Here is a 14,750-nt window from a genome sequence, read left to right as displayed (position 1 = left end):
CAAACATTCTCTGTAGTCACGGCCAATAATCCCAAAATAGAAGAATTATAAGTTCAATCTATATAGCAATGAATCAATTATGCTCAGGTGTCTTTTTGATAAACCAACCGAGCACCAAAATAAGTATTGCAAGAATAAATTCAATCCAAAAAACCGTTTGTAGACCGGAAACCATGCTTTGTGTCTTCTCATGCATTGCAGTGGGATCGAGCGAATGGTGAAGATAACGAGTGGCTCCAGACGACATGATGCCGACGAACAATGCAATGCCAATTCCACCTGCAATCTGTTGAAGCGTATTGTATATGGCTGTGCCATGAGGGACCAGGTGACGTGGAAGTTGATTCAATCCTGCCGTCTGAGCCGGCATGACGACGAATGACATGCCTACGAATAAGAGGACATGATTGAACAGCACAGAACCTTGTGTTGTATCACTGTCGATGCCGGCAAACAGCCACAACGATATGGCGATCAGGAGCAGACCGGGCACAATTACGCGTCTCGGCCCGAATTTATCGAATAATTTCCCCGACACCGGCATCAGGATCCCGTTCAAAATGCTACCTGGCATAAGAAGTAAGCCTGTCGCGAATGCTGTCAACTTCATCACATCCTGCATATAGAACGGCAGCAATGTTGTTGTGGAGAATAGAACCATCATCAGAATAACAATCAATACCGCAACGAGAGAAAAAGTATGATGCCGGAATACTGAAAGATCGATCAACGGCTCTTTGATCTTGAGCTGTCGCCATACTAGCAAGAGCAAGAAAAGGCTGCCTATTGCAATCAATCCGTAACCTTTAGGCCCAAGAGAGACACTTGTTTGGCTGAAGCCGTAGGTGACGCAGCCGAAACCGGCGGTTGACATCACAATGGACACAAGATCGACCCTTGGCTTGGTCAGTTCTGTCACATTCTTTAAGTAGATGAATGCATAAATCATCGAAAACAGTGCGACAGGAATCACCATGTAGAACAGCCAGCGCCAGTGTAAGGTATCGATAATCAAACCAGACAAAGTCGGCCCGATGACAGGGGCAAGCATGATGACCAGCCCCATGAGACCCATGGCGGCACCCCGGCGTTCTGGAGGATAGAGGGCGAGAATCGTATTCATCATCAACGGGATCAATAATCCTGTACCGCAAGCCTGAATAACCCTGCCCGTCAGCAAGATTCCGAATCCCGGGGATACTGCACACAAGCAGGTACCGGCCAAAAATAATGCCATCGCAGACATAAACATCTGGCGAGTTGTGAACCATTGCTGCAGTAATGCGGTCACCGGCACGAGTACACCGATAACGAGCATATAACCTGTCGATAACCACTGTATGGTCGCGGCAGCAACATTGAATTCCCGCATCAATCCAGGAAGCGCATTAGCAAGCAAATTTTCGTTAAGAAAGGCAACAAATGCACCGATGAGTAGTGCGGTTAACATCGGCCCTCTCTTCATTCCACTTGCCTCTTGAATCCGGTTGTCCATTTTCTACCTCCCGAATAGTTATTTCGTAGTGCCTTGATACCAAACCGCCAGCTTGCCGTGCAGATTACCCCACACCATCACTTTCTAACAAGGAGTAAAAATTATCGCGGTCTTCGTTATCGAATTTGCCAAGCGTCCGCACCCTGATAAATTCATGTCCGCCATACATGTCTATTTCCTCGCCATACCTGTTATAGAGCGCGATCATATTGCCATCCCGATTCAACTCCATGTACCCGTAACAATCTGCTTCAGGTGCTTCGCCGTAAAAGAGCGTAAATTTGATTTTGATCACTTTGTGCATGCAGAGCCTCCTTTTCCCCATCAACCTGAAGTAAATTTTACGTGAAACCGGATGAATTGGAAAAAGCGATATCGCTCTTCCTACCCGGAAATTCATTCATATTTCGAAAGCATGAGGGGGATACCCCGCTACGCCGCTAATTCACACATTATCTCTTGACGGGATGAGATTAGGGGAGTATTATAACGTGCCAGTTAACTCTGCAAGATAAATCAAACGAAAGAGTATGTGCGGCCGCTCCTTTAGCAATCAGCTTACGGGAGACAATAGTAGACTGATGATGAGGAGAGAGTAGAACATGTTCCTTTTTAAGAAAAATAAAGGTATCACTCAAGAGGAGCTGCAGGCCACAGTTGAAGGCTTGGAGCAGGCTTATATGGATAAGGATGAACAAGGTTTGATCAAAAGATTTCATCCGGATAAGAGGGGGATGTCCTTCTTAAATCACTTTCAACTGATGCTGACATTTCAAATCTATAATATAAAATCTGAAATCCTCAAATTTGAATTACTGTCGGTAGACGCCAATAAAGCAGTCTTTACTTACACCCGGAAGCACATGCATACCTGTGTCAATCCCGCCGATGAACGTGAGGAAAAAAGAAATCAAATTAACAGTTATTACGTTGAGGCTGTGAAGGAGAACGGTTCAATTTGGATTACGAGGTACAGCTCTTATAGCACGATTTATGTAGATAAGCAGGGTGAACTCCTTATGGGCGTGGATGCGGTCATTCCTCCTGGTGAAGAGATCGACCCAAGCATTGCCCGGTTCATCCCGTATTTTCAGCTTGATAGCTATGTACCTGCAACATTCCATGTTTACAGTAACAGTCAATTTATCGGATATTATCCGCTGGGCGAATACCATCGGTACCAGCCTTCGTGTACGTTCACGATTAATTATTTTGATGAGATGGAGGCTGCCTCTGTAGAAAAGCATACAGCGGATTATGTCTCCCAAAAGACCATAGTGGCTGCTCAAGTACTGCATCAGACGGATTGCAGCTCTATAGTTGAGACGCAAATAATGAACAATAATGTATTAGAGCATGAACTTGTTACCAGCCTGCTTACCAAGGATGGGTTCTACATGGTTAGATTTCTGTATGATAAAGGGCTTCTTGTGAACATGACCCTATAAGATCAGCTCCGCAAGACGATGAATCCCCTGCTCAATCGATGCTTCATCTACTTTTGCAAACCCCAACACCCATCCCTTCCTTTTGCTTTCCAAACAATAAGGTCCAAGAGGGTATACACGTATTCCCTGTTGAAGGGCTAACTTTGTCACGGTTTCTTCGTCGTATGATTCTTCAGCTTCAAGTAACATATGCAATCCCGTTTCTACTCCACTTAGTGTGAAGCGTTCCCCTAACCCGCTAGCCATAATAGCCTTTGTCATAGCTTCGTGTCTTCGCCGGTACACATTTCTGACTCTTCTCATATGGCGCATAAAATGCCCATTCTTGATGAAGTGGGTTAGTGTGAGCTGATCCATAATCGGAAGATGTCGGTAAGTCAGCTCCTGTACCCTGGCTAGTTGAGCAATTGCCTCGGCAGATCCAACGATAGCCGAAATACGAATGCCTGGAGCAATCATTTTAGAAAAACTCATGAGGTACAAGGTATTATTAGATGCCTGACTAAAGAGTGTGGGAAGCGGGTCCCCACGATATCGAAATTCACTGTCATAATCGTCCTCAATGATCCAAAATTGTTCTTGCGCGGCCTTATGCAGCAGTTGTTGCCTGCGCGGCTCCGACATAACGACCCCGACTGCGCACTGGTGCGAAGGAGTCGCAAAGATCAGTTTGGATTGTGGATGAATACGGTCAACCACAAGACCATGCGCATCAACGGGGACGGGCACCACATTCATACGCCGATAGTTCATCGCCATCCAGGAAGCTGGAAAACCGGGATCTTCTACAGAGACAGTGTCCCCATCAGATAAAAGCGCTTGTGCGATTAAGTCAATGCTATGCTGAGCTCCTGAGGTCAACAGAATCTGATTTGTTTGGATATGGATACCTCGTTCAAGTGATAAATAACGCTGGATTTGCTCACGTAATGGTGTGAGACCGTAGGGGTTGCCGTAAGCCCAGCTTGATAAGTCCATTGCAGCGGATGCGTGGAGAAACGATTGCCGCCAGTTCTTTTGAAAATGTCCATCCAAATAAGGTTCGTGGGGACTAAAATCAATATCCGCTTCTCCATGTTCTTTTCCTCTGAACCAGTCCTGTAATTGATCGACCGCTGAGTTCAACAAGGGAAGTGAGGGAGGCAGAGGGCCATTTGCTATGATTTCCTTCGTTGACTCAGTGATTTGATTCCATTTACTAACCCGCGTTCCTCCTCGCCGGGATGTAACCGTATAACCTCGGCTTAGCAATTCCTCATAGACGATCTGTATAGTAGAGCGAGAGACGCCTATCTGGTGAGCGAGTTCGCGGGAAGGAATCAGCAATTCTCCTGGAGCCCAGATTCCACTTGTAATATTATGAATGGCTTGATCAAGCAATTGCTGCCAGATCGGTCTCTTATCATTACGGATTACTTTCATCATCGTGTATACCTCCAAATAGTAGCTCCAATCATAAAATATTAAGTAGTTATGGATTGCTCATAACCTTAATGTTTGGATCTTAAAAGGCACTCCATTCACTGATATACTACCGTAATAACGCTGGTATTTGCAATCTGAGTCGTTGCCGCACTCTAGAAGAGTATCGGAGTTCAAACTATTGGAGTGGGATGAATATCTCATGAGTGAAAGGAGAGATTCCGAAATGGATCCAGTTCGTTACAAGACCAGGGAATGCAAGGATCAGGAGAAAATTGAAAGCTTCCTGCAGCAAGCGAGAATTGGATATCTTGGGTTGGTTGATGGGAACCTCCCCTATGTTGTACCGCTAAATTATGTATGGTCTGAGGGGAAGCTCTATATTCACGGGGCTGGCGATGGAAGACGCAATCAGGTCATGAGCGAAAATCCAGAGGTGTGTTTTACAGTATGTGAGGAATACGGGACCATTACGGATCCGGTACCTGCTAAAACGGATACGGCTTATATGAGCGTAATGATATTTGGACAAGCAGAGCCGATCACAGATTTGGACGAAGCCACTCATGTACTTCAGGGATTGATCAATAAATACGTACCCGGCTATTATAACCGCCCCTTGTCCAAGCAGCATGTGGACAAGTATAGGTCGGCTGTATTCGGCGGACCGGTTCAAGTTTACCGGGTAATTCCGCACCATATGACAGCAAAAGAAAGTCCTATTGAAGCAGAAAAAATGTATAGAACGGACACGATTGCCGGACGAGAGATTTAATGACAAGATATGCTTTCATATTTCTTCAAAATTTAGCGCGACTGCCCTATGACTATGTGATATAGTTTTAGGGCATTTTTTCGGTATAAATTTTAATTATTTTGATTGAATTCAACAGGTTAAGCTGAACATCTTTGCAGTGAAATCCGATAAAGGTAAGGAATGGCACTTATTCAATGTGCTTGAAAAGGAGAATGTATATGCCTACTAAGCTAATGAAAAATATCATCGTGATTTGTTTGGTTCTCGTATTCTTACCGGCTACATCCATTCGGGCTGCATCCGTCATTACAGACCCGGCTTTGGCGAAAGCCGTTCGCGCGGAATTAGAGCTGCCGGCTAAGAAAGAGCTGAAGGCAGTTGATTTGAAGAAGCTGGAATCTTTGTATCCTAGCGAATCTAAGGCTAAAATCACCAGTTTACAAGGTCTTGAATATGCGGTTAACATGGAGAGCTTATTTCTGCCCGGCCAAAAGATAAAGAATATTAAACCGCTAAGCAAGTTGAAAAAGTTAACGTTCTTAGCAATTGAGGAGAATCAGATTACTGATCTTTCACCGATTTCCGGGTTAAGTTCTCTAGAGAAGCTGGTTGTTGACGGTAACATGATAAAAAGTCTAGTGCCGTTAAAAAATCTAAATAAGCTGACCGATCTTCTTGCCAGCAACAATCAGGTGGAAGACCTAAGTCCCATTAAGAAATTGAAGTTAGAATGGCTCTTACTGAGCGGAAATAAAATTCAAGATTTGACGCCATTACGAAATCATCCAACATTGGAACATCTCTATCTAGACGATAACCTCATCCAGAATATTGAAGTGCTCGAAACGTTGCCCCAATTACAAGAAGTATCTTTGGCAAACAACCCGCTGAATGAGCAAGCGGAGCAGGTTATCCAAGAGCTGGAGAACAATGGTGTCATAGTAAATTTGGAAGATAACGGGGATACTCAGCCGGAGTAAGCAATACGTCGATCTGAACCGGATTTGCCTAAGCCCGAATTTAAAAATAGAGAGGGGGTGTACCAAGCCATTTGAGGGCTATTGGCACACCCCCTAAGTATCTGTTGTTCATACCACAGCCCAAACGATTACCGTTTTAAACCTATTTATTTTTATTGGAGGGACTCCCAGATTGATGAAGGTTATCCGGTTTTTTTTCATTCTCACTTTTCTTTTCATTGTCGGATGCAATAACAGTAATTCGTCCAAGCAACCAATAACCACCCCATCAGTAGCTACTTCCACGAGTACAGCTTCACCCACAAAGCTTCCTAAGGGTTCCAGTTCCACCAGTGTGAACAATTATTCAGATGATGAGATCCTTTCCTTTGTTCTTAAATACAGCGGTTTAAACGAAACTACAGTAAAACTACAGGATTGGCCTGATACAAATGAAGACGAAGAACAATTGAGCGATCCTATTTATTTTGTTGTAGTCGAAAAAAGACCAGATAGTAAAAGTAATGAGGTAGATCAAAGGGATTATTACAGTATTTACTTTGGTGAGAATCTTGGGGATCATATTGCTAGGTCCTTACGGATATTTGTAAAATATGATCTGAGTGAGATCGTCTTATCCGAAGCTGGATATTTTGATGAACAGACGGAAGTTATCTATCCGTAGGTAGTAAAGAGTCACTTCCGAACACATTTTCGCGAGGAAAGAAGGTGCTCCCGTTGGCAAAATGGGATAATATGCTATCCATGCTTTGGATGCTACGCTCCGGCAGGAAACTCACCGCCGCACAGATCGCGGACAGTCTGGAGATCAGCATCCGCACCGTGTACCGGTATATCGACGCATTATGCGCCAGCGGTGTGCCAGTCGTTGCGGAATCGGGCCACGACGGCGGCATTCACATTCTGGAAAGCTTCAGGGAGACGCCATTATTCTTCAATTCCGTGGAGTTGAAGGCACTTGTGGACGCGTTCAAATTTGCGCAAGGTGCCGGCTATCCGTATACCGAAGAGCTGGAAAGCGCATTGGAGAAAGTGAAGAATGGGCTGCACGAAGAGCAGCGCGACGATCTGTCCCGCCAGACGAGTGGCTTGGATGTGATTTCTCCGGTGCGTCCGCCTTCCGGCGTTTTGTTGTTGCGGGACCTGGAGCAGGCGGCGAAGGATGGGCGAACGGTCTGCATCGCCTATCGTAAGGAGAACGCGGGACAGGCCGACGAACGTAACGTCGATCCATATGGGCTAGCTTACGACCGGAACGAATGGTACGTTGTCGCGTTTTGCCATCGTTCGCTGGCAATGCGGACGTTCCGCGTAGATCGTATCGCGCGGTTGGAGGCAACTGAAGCGCGGTTCGAAAAGCCGGAGCATTTCTCCGCGTCCGCCTATTTCCACGACCAGTCTAAGCGGGAACGGGAGGCGGACGGACCGCTGACGGTCATCCGTATCGAGGGAGAGCCCGACACCCTGAACGCGGTTTGCCGCCACTGGCATCTGCGCCACTATTTGACGGAAAGGACCGATTGCGAGGCGCGGTTTCTGCTCGACGTTCAGACGATGAACAAGTACCTTCCGATGTATCTGCTGACGTTTGGTCCGGCCATCTGTATACGGGAGCCGCTGGAGCTGAAGCGTCGGATTAAGGAAATGGCCTACGGAATCGCAAAACATTACGAAGACGATCCCGATTGAACTTCGCTGACAACGCTTGTCAGCGAACCCGGCATACGATAGAGATAAGGCTGCGGCATTGGCGGCCAAACGACGATGAATAAAGGAAAGGTGGATTCATACATGCTTCAACATCCGCAGCAATTATACGAATATCATGTTTGGGCGAATGTATTTGTACGAAAAGCTCTATATGTCCGTACTGGCGGAAGCTCCGAACGAGGAGATTTTCTCGAAAATCCCGGTCTGGGTGGAGGAAGCGCAGGGCAAAACCGTGGACGAGATGCGGCGGCTGTTCGCTGGCGTCGCCGAACAGTTTCACGATTTGCTGCGGCGTACGCCAGACCCGGACAAGGCGATGACGATCGAGCATCCGAAGTGCGGTCGTCTCGATACGCATTTCTCCGGCATCCTGCAGCATGATCTGTTGCAATCAATAAATTGTCGGAGCAGATGGGACTGACGAGTCGCACCTTGCGCCACTGGGAATCAGAAGGACTCTTTAAGAGTTCAAGGGATACCTCCTCTGGCTGGAGAATTTATGATGAAAATGCACTCTTATGTATACGAATTACTGCAGTACTTCGCAAAATGGATATTCCGATAAAGGATATAAAATCTGTTATCGCAAACAAGTCCCCTTCACAGCTTAGCGCGGTTATTGCAAATAAAATCTCCACTCTAAAGTTGCAGAGAGCAGAAGTATTACTTTTTGAACAGCAATTAGACCGGATCTTGAAACTCCTTCAAAAGCAAAACGCAGACTGTTTGTCTAGTCTGGATGAGATCCTTACTGAGACGGAGGATTTGTTAATGAGCAATTTGAAAGAAACCAACATAATCAAAATAATTACTCTTCCTCCTATGAGGGTGGCCTACAATATTGCTATAGGTGCTTCTCCAGAAGATGAGGCAATGGCACCGGTGCTGGATTGGATTAAGTCGGCCAGCTTACTGGGCACAGCACGTTTATTTGGTGGTAATGTGAAGCCAATGCCAAGTCATCCGGGTACCCCATATGGATATGGTATGTGTGCTACCATCCCAGATGGTACTGATGTTCCAAAACATTTAAAAGAAATGATGTTACCCGGGGGCCTATACGCCATGCTTGAAAGCAGTGATGATATAGGTGATTCATGGAAAACGTTAATGCGTCACTTGTCAAAGCATAATAAGTACAAATCTGACCGTTCAAGACTATGCTTGGAAGAACACATTCGTAATGATAATCCAGATGGTTGTGGAAGCAAATATTATCTGAATTTATTCGAACCTGTAAAACTGAAATAATCTAGGGACACCACAAGAGCAGCTCGTTACTCCTGCCCATAACCATCCCGGCCTCCCGCAGAAACAGGAATGCTCATAGTCACCTTCCCTCCGCCGGAGGACATATTTGCGATAGTTAAGCTCCCTCCATGCTGCTGGGCGGCGGACTCGGCAATGTACAGTCCCATCCCGTGATGATTGCCGGAGCTTCGGCTCTGGTCTCCTCTGTAGAACTGGGTGGCGCCTTCTTTCAAATCGGTTGGCGAGAAGCCGTTCCCCGTATCTGTGACCGTGAAATGAACAGCAGCGTCATCCCCCCGGACCAGCAAAGCAACGCTCCCCTGCGGAGGCGTATGCTCGACCGCATTGGCGATGACATTGATGATGCCCCGCTGAAACAGCTCCTTATCTATAAAGAGAAATACAGGAAGAGTATCCTTCTGTACAAGCGTATGCAGGTCCTTGCCGGAGGACAGAGCCTTCATCTGCAGCTCTAATTCTCCAAGAATCTCCGCTGTACTTACCAGCGACTTCTGACGAACAAAGCTGGCCTGCATGCTGGACAGATCAATAACCTCTTGTACGAAGGCTTCAATATCCTCGGCGCTGCGAAGAATGTATCCGTTATATTCCAGCTGGGCAGCATTCTGTGTCGTCTCCTGCAGCAGCTCCGCATTTCCCCGAATGACGGTAAGCGGGGTTTTGATATCGTGGGCCAGCGCGGAAATCTGCTCTCTGCGGGAACGCTCCAGCTCCCACTGCCGCTTAAGTGAAGTGTGCAGGGCTTCTTTCATCCGGTCCAGTGAGACCAGCACATCGTCGATTTCGCGGATACCGCTGGGCTTGACGGTAAACTCAAGATTCTCGCGCTGGATGTTCTCTGTCGCTTCCTGTAATCCTGCCATTTTCTCCGTGAGTTTTCTGCCGAACCGGGCGGCAAGCAAGGCCGCTTGGAGCAAAATGCCCAAGATGAAGAGCAGCACTCCCAGCAACTGAGGATTCGGCAGATAGGTGCGCAGCAAGGAAGATGCATACTGCGGTGTTAAGCTATACCGGAATATCCAGATCTCCTGTCCGTGCTGGGCGGTTGTATAGAAATGAGAGTCCTGAGTATTGCCTTGCTGTATAATCTCCCAGGCATGTGCTGCTTCACTCCGGCTCAGATTACCGGCGAGAAGTTCTCCTTCCTGGGTGACGACCGTATAATCTACCATTCCCGGAACGCTATCGGGCGTTACTGTTCTGCTTGAGGCAAGACGCTCCTTGAACGCAGCAATCTCCTTCTCGGCATAGTTAGCAGGCAGTATAATATTGGAGGAAAACGCCAGTGTGAACAAGCCAAGTACAAGCACCAGCAGCAGAATCGTCCCTGTGCTTAAGAACAAGAGGTATTGCAGGAAAAAGGTGCGAAGGCGCACTGTTTTGATTCGTTTCACAGATTCCACTTATATCCAATCCCCCAGATAGTCTCAATCGCGTCGATCCCGTATTTGCTCAGCTTGGCGCGGATGTTCTTGATATGCTCCGTAATGGCGCTGCGGTCGCTTTCTCCGTCAAACCCGAAGACCGCTTCATAAATATGTTCTTTGGAGAAGACCTGTCCGCGGCTGCGGGCCAGAAATTCGCAAATTTCATATTCGCTTTTGGTCAGAGGCACTTTGTCCTCTTGGACCAACAGTTCTTTACCGGAGAGGTTGAAGTGTACATTCTCCAGATAGAGGACATTCCGCCGCTCTCTGCTTTCCCGCCTGAGGTGGGCGCCAATCCGTGCCCGCAGCGCGCCTATGCCAAAAGGCTTCACAATATAATCATCTGCCCCCAGTCCGAGGCCGTACATCAGATCGCTTTCCAGTGTTTTGGCCGTTAAAAAAAGGATCGGGCAATCCACCGCCGCACGTATCTCCCGGCAAAGTGTAAAGCCGTCCACACCCGGCATCATCACATCCAGCAAAATAAGATCATACGCGCCAAGGTCATTCCGGCACACCTGTGTAGAATCGGAGATCGTTGTCACCAGATGATTGTCAGTAATAAGCGCGTTGCGGATCAGCGACAGGATGGCGGGTTCATCGTCTACCACGAGTATTTTTGCCATATTGGTTCCCCCGATTGTAAGTTGTATGTCTAATTATCAGTTGAGCGTCCTTCCCACCGCTGGAACCATGCAGCGCACAGAAGAGCAGCCAATATTGTTCCCAGCAGCCAGACCGTAATTCCGGCGCTCAGCCCAGATACAGCGGGGGATATTGTCGTACCGGAAGCGTGGATTGTCCACAGCGAGATGAAGCGGACGCCCCATGCGAAGGGAATATACGGCCAGATGGCATCACCCAGCCCGGTGAGCATTAAGGCGGCGACCAGACTCCCCACAATCCCTACCCCGATGGAAGACCCTCTTCCGAAGCGCAGGCTGGCTGTGAGATGAAGAAGGTAGAGAAACATATTGCTGCCAAACAGAATAACTGCCCCGGTGATGTAAAAGGGCATTCCCAGTCTGTCCTGCTGCAGAATCCCGCCGAACCCCAGGCCAAAAAGGCTGTAAGCAAACAGGACGGCTCCAAAGCCAAGCAACAGCAGGAGAAGCAGCTTGCTTATATAGGTCGTGATTTTGTTTGCGGGTATAGCAAGCATGCTTTGAAACTGTCCTGCAGCCGCTTCCTGTTCCACCGACATGGAGCAGACCAGCCCGATCAGGGTAGGAAATGCGCATCCTACAGACTGCATAAACGCCAGTGCTTTGTCGGTTGCACTCCATGGGGAGTACGAATAGTACGCTAAGAATACGCCAGCTCCGATAAGAGGAACCAGCAGATGAATTAGCAGAAACGGCGTATGGCGGCTTTTGAGCAGATCCGCCCTCAGCAATCCCAGTAGTGAAGCCATGTTACTTCGCCTCCTGCTTACGGAACCATAGCGCAGTAAGGAGGGAGAGCAATCCGAACCAGGCCAGGGAGATCAGGGCATCCGGAAGAATCAATTCCGTGCTTCTCAGCGGACTGTCCACCGGTACGGGGAGACCGTTCGGCAGGATCGACAGAACCGGGCACATGAGCCTGGCAGTAATAGTATAAGGCATAAAATCCCACAGTCCACCGGTATCGAAGGCAACGACACCCATGACATTACCGAACATATTAAGCAGAACAGCGGCGAATAATCCGAGTCGTGCAGCCAGGAACAGACACAATGGAATCTGCCACAGAAACGTGACGAAGATCAGGAAGCTGCCAGCCATGCTGTTCAGCAGCGGAATGGTCTGGCCGAACAGTATTCCGCCGAAAGTAATGCCAACCAGGAACAGGAGGATAGTGACTAATAGCCATTCTGCGCAGGCAATTATTTTCCCGGTCCAGAGGGTCTTCAGATCAACAGGCAGAGCCAGTAGTCCACGGTATTTCATCTTGGCGTCCTTATGTAGAGCCAGTGAACAGGTAAGGGTCAGCGCTCCGGGCAAGAGCATCGTGTACCACCAGTTGTAAGCCCCGCTTTGAAATAAGCGTCCGCCCATTAAAATGGCGCAAAGGAGCATCGTGAACACAGGTGCCAGCCAGACAAGCTTAGGGATAAAAGTGCCCCGCCATTTTAAACGTTCAGCCCTAATATGACAAAGCATGTTATTCACCAGCCCTTCGGTTGGCTGCGGCGACCTGCATGAACAAGGCTTCGAGCTCTTGCCCGTGGGGAACGGCTCCCTGATACCCGAGAACACCCCCGGCGATAATTCCGATCTGATCCACTACCTGTTCGACCTCGGAGAGAATGTGACTCGACAGAATGACGGTGATTCCTTGCCCCGGAAAAGAACGGATCAGCTCCCGCAACTCCTGAATCCCGATGGGGTCCAGCCCGTTGGTCGGTTCGTCCAGAATCAGCAGCTTCGGCTGGTTCAAGAGTGCAATCGCGATTCCCAGCCGCTGCTTCATGCCCATGGAGAACTGTCCGGCACGTTTCTTTCCGGTATCGGTTAAATCCACAACGGCGAGGGTCTCCTCGATTCGGGACTGCGGCAGTCCGAGGGCAATCGTACGCACCTTAAGATTCTCTCTGGCAGTCAGATTCTCATAGAGCGGTGGCGCCTCAATTAATACGCCAATTTCGCTTAAATCCTTCCGTGTCCATTCATGCCCATGAATACGAATACTCCCGGAATCGGGGCGCAGCATGCCTGCGATCATTTTGAGCGTTGTCGATTTGCCTGCACCATTCGGCCCCAAGAGCCCGTAGATCGAGTTACGGGGTACCGCTAACGTTACTTTGTTGACGGCTGGTTGATGTTTGAAGCTTTTGCAAAGATTCTGGGTTTCTAAAATAATGTCCCGCATATTATATCATCCTTTCCACTTCCACAGTGTAAGGGGAGATTCTAAGGATTCTGTAAGGATAATGGGGGATACACCCGAAGAATTAAGAGGTAATCTATAAATAGGGCAGGATTGACATGGAGAGGTGAATACCGTAATGGATAAGGAAATCTTAAAGCTCGTAGGAACCCGTATTCGTGCTCTTCGGAAAGAGCGGGGCTTGTCTCAGGAAGCTCTTGGTGAGAAAGGCGGATTTCATTTTTCATACATAGGGCAGATTGAACGTGGGGAGAAAAACGTATCTTTACTGAATTTAAATAAGATTGCGGAATCCCTTGAAGTGAATTTAATACAGTTGTTTGCATATCTGGATGAAGATTTCATCGTTACATCAGCAGAGAGCGATATTCAAGACATTGTAGCTTTACTTCGTGATGCCAATGATGAGAAAATACGGCTGGCTAAAAATGTACTAAAAGAATTATTATGAAACAAAAGTATGGCCGTCGACCCAACCATTCAGAGGCGTATACCCGGCATAGGGGATAACGGCCTCTTTTTTGCGTTTCTTGATTTTACTTGGCCCCTTCTTTAAGTGGCGAGATACGGTATAGTTGTATATATATTGAAGCTAGAAGCGTGGGAGCAAGCTGCCTCGCCTTTTTCACCTTCCAGCTGTTAAATTACGAATGAGGAAAGGGAGACGATATGGTTTTATCAAAAAGAGCTTGTGATTATCTTGCACACTCCGAATGGAAAGACTCTGTTAAGGATGAGAAGGAGATAATCAATGCCTTTCAAGCGGCAAGAATCATGCCTACAGATCCGTTAATAGATTTCCAAACAAGATTCGGCGGATTTACACTCTATGCTTACTTGGAGCCTATCGTATATGGAATTCTTCATAAGAGGCCTTGCCGGGGCGATTTTAAACATGAGAGCGGATTAATCGTAATGGAACCGGAGGATGATATCGTCATACGCCACTTTAATTGTGCAGATACGTTGTATCAAGAGATATTTTCAATCGATGAGCAAGGTCGATATTATGAGGGATACGAATTGAAATGCAACAATTTTGAGACCCATATAGAGAGTTCAGCCATGCTGAATCAGGTCAACAAAGGGAAATGGCAGACCGTTTTTAAATATGAGTTAGACGCATATAGGGACTACTATGAGATTGTGGATGAGAACAAGTATGGTGAATTAGTCAAACTGCTGGGGCTAAAAAAGGTGGAAGATTTCCCTGAGGATATTATTAGTTGGGATACGAATGGAGAAATTCTTGTCTGGAAAAGGGCCGATTCCGTGGTTGTACTTAGTGAAAACGGAATTAAGCCCCGGGAACTAGAGGGAATTAAAGAGATTTTCCAAGAAGAGTAGGTATCGTCAAATTAAGCAGTG

General features: G+C 47.4%; 17 protein-coding genes. 9 read left to right on the top strand and 8 right to left on the bottom strand.

Features of this window, described 5'->3' with window-relative positions; genetic code table 11:
- Positions 1 to 73: 73 nt before the first annotated feature.
- Both NSS79_RS33565 and NSS79_RS33560 read right to left on the bottom strand, forming a co-directional pair.
- Complete coding sequence (locus NSS79_RS33565; protein WP_038598109.1) at positions 74 to 1,495, bottom strand: MDR family MFS transporter; 1,422 nt, start codon at positions 1,493 to 1,495, stop codon at positions 74 to 76.
- 64 nt (positions 1,496 to 1,559) lie between these two features.
- Positions 1,560 to 1,799: a hypothetical protein gene (locus NSS79_RS33560; protein ID WP_038598107.1), complete on the bottom strand. Its 240-nt coding sequence runs from the start codon at positions 1,797 to 1,799 to the stop codon at positions 1,560 to 1,562.
- A gap of 298 nt (positions 1,800 to 2,097) precedes the next feature.
- Between NSS79_RS33560 and NSS79_RS33555 the strand changes: the two genes are divergently transcribed.
- Complete coding sequence (locus tag NSS79_RS33555; protein ID WP_342437744.1) at positions 2,098 to 2,943, top strand: hypothetical protein; 846 nt, start codon at positions 2,098 to 2,100, stop codon at positions 2,941 to 2,943.
- Here NSS79_RS33555 and NSS79_RS33550 read toward each other — a convergent pair.
- Positions 2,938 to 4,368: a PLP-dependent aminotransferase family protein gene (locus NSS79_RS33550; RefSeq protein WP_342437743.1), complete on the bottom strand. Its 1,431-nt coding sequence runs from the start codon at positions 4,366 to 4,368 to the stop codon at positions 2,938 to 2,940. The two genes, NSS79_RS33555 and NSS79_RS33550, sit on opposite strands and share 6 nt — an antisense overlap.
- Positions 4,369 to 4,591: 223 nt before the next feature.
- On the opposite strand from NSS79_RS33550, the gene NSS79_RS33545 reads away from it, so the two are divergent.
- From NSS79_RS33545 to NSS79_RS33520, 6 genes are all read left to right on the top strand, one after another.
- Entirely contained in the window at positions 4,592 to 5,140 is a 549-nt protein-coding gene (locus tag NSS79_RS33545) for a pyridoxamine 5'-phosphate oxidase family protein (protein ID WP_342437742.1), read from the top strand.
- A gap of 200 nt (positions 5,141 to 5,340) precedes the next feature.
- On the top strand, positions 5,341 to 6,102 hold the full coding sequence (locus tag NSS79_RS33540) for a leucine-rich repeat domain-containing protein (protein WP_342437741.1): 762 nt from the start codon (positions 5,341 to 5,343) through the stop codon (positions 6,100 to 6,102).
- Between the two features lie 172 nt (positions 6,103 to 6,274).
- Entirely contained in the window at positions 6,275 to 6,766 is a 492-nt protein-coding gene (locus NSS79_RS33535; protein WP_342437740.1) for a hypothetical protein, read from the top strand.
- A 53-nt stretch (positions 6,767 to 6,819) separates the two neighbouring features.
- Positions 6,820 to 7,791 carry a YafY family protein gene (locus tag NSS79_RS33530; protein WP_342437739.1) on the top strand — a complete coding sequence of 324 codons (972 nt, stop codon included), beginning with the start codon at positions 6,820 to 6,822 and terminating at the stop codon, positions 7,789 to 7,791.
- Between the two features lie 154 nt (positions 7,792 to 7,945).
- A complete protein-coding gene (locus tag NSS79_RS33525) occupies positions 7,946 to 8,233 on the top strand; it encodes a hypothetical protein (protein ID WP_342437738.1) in 288 nt (95 codons plus the stop codon).
- Positions 8,224 to 9,063, top strand: coding sequence for a MerR family transcriptional regulator (locus NSS79_RS33520; protein WP_342437737.1), 840 nt, complete (start codon positions 8,224 to 8,226; stop codon positions 9,061 to 9,063). The genes NSS79_RS33525 and NSS79_RS33520 overlap by 10 nt, the downstream gene beginning before the upstream one ends.
- Before the next feature lie 26 nt (positions 9,064 to 9,089).
- On the opposite strand, the gene NSS79_RS33515 is transcribed toward NSS79_RS33520, so the two are convergent.
- Genes NSS79_RS33515 through NSS79_RS33495 form a run of 5 tightly spaced genes read right to left on the bottom strand, consistent with a single transcriptional unit; the run spans position 9,090 to position 13,364 of the window.
- Positions 9,090 to 10,487 carry a HAMP domain-containing sensor histidine kinase gene (locus NSS79_RS33515; protein ID WP_342437736.1) on the bottom strand — a complete coding sequence of 466 codons (1,398 nt, stop codon included), beginning with the start codon at positions 10,485 to 10,487 and terminating at the stop codon, positions 9,090 to 9,092.
- Positions 10,475 to 11,137: a response regulator transcription factor gene (locus NSS79_RS33510; RefSeq protein ID WP_038598089.1), complete on the bottom strand. Its 663-nt coding sequence runs from the start codon at positions 11,135 to 11,137 to the stop codon at positions 10,475 to 10,477. The genes NSS79_RS33515 and NSS79_RS33510 overlap by 13 nt, the downstream gene beginning before the upstream one ends.
- A 29-nt stretch (positions 11,138 to 11,166) precedes the next feature.
- Positions 11,167 to 11,925: a lantibiotic immunity ABC transporter MutG family permease subunit gene (locus NSS79_RS33505; protein ID WP_342437735.1), complete on the bottom strand. Its 759-nt coding sequence runs from the start codon at positions 11,923 to 11,925 to the stop codon at positions 11,167 to 11,169.
- Between the two features lies 1 nt (position 11,926).
- A complete protein-coding gene (locus NSS79_RS33500; protein WP_342437734.1) occupies positions 11,927 to 12,655 on the bottom strand; it encodes a lantibiotic immunity ABC transporter MutE/EpiE family permease subunit in 729 nt (242 codons plus the stop codon).
- A gap of 1 nt (position 12,656) precedes the next feature.
- Positions 12,657 to 13,364 (bottom strand): lantibiotic protection ABC transporter ATP-binding protein, encoded by a 708-nt coding sequence (locus NSS79_RS33495; RefSeq protein ID WP_342437733.1) that lies wholly within the window; start codon positions 13,362 to 13,364, stop codon positions 12,657 to 12,659.
- A 136-nt stretch (positions 13,365 to 13,500) separates the two neighbouring features.
- On the opposite strand from NSS79_RS33495, the gene NSS79_RS33490 reads away from it, so the two are divergent.
- Both NSS79_RS33490 and NSS79_RS33485 read left to right on the top strand, forming a co-directional pair.
- The gene (locus NSS79_RS33490) at positions 13,501 to 13,833 is read left to right on the top strand and encodes a helix-turn-helix transcriptional regulator (RefSeq protein WP_076111852.1); all 333 of its coding nucleotides are present in this window, start codon (positions 13,501 to 13,503) and stop codon (positions 13,831 to 13,833) included.
- A 218-nt stretch (positions 13,834 to 14,051) separates the two neighbouring features.
- Complete coding sequence (locus NSS79_RS33485) at positions 14,052 to 14,729, top strand: hypothetical protein (protein ID WP_342437732.1); 678 nt, start codon at positions 14,052 to 14,054, stop codon at positions 14,727 to 14,729.
- Positions 14,730 to 14,750: the final 21 nt, after the last annotated feature.

The organism is Paenibacillus sp. FSL L8-0436 (assembly GCF_038593025.1).
Lineage (GTDB): Bacteria > Bacillota > Bacilli > Paenibacillales > Paenibacillaceae > Paenibacillus_AQ.
Note: the sequence above shows the minus strand (reverse complement) of the source record. Positions and strands in the feature narration are given on the sequence as shown.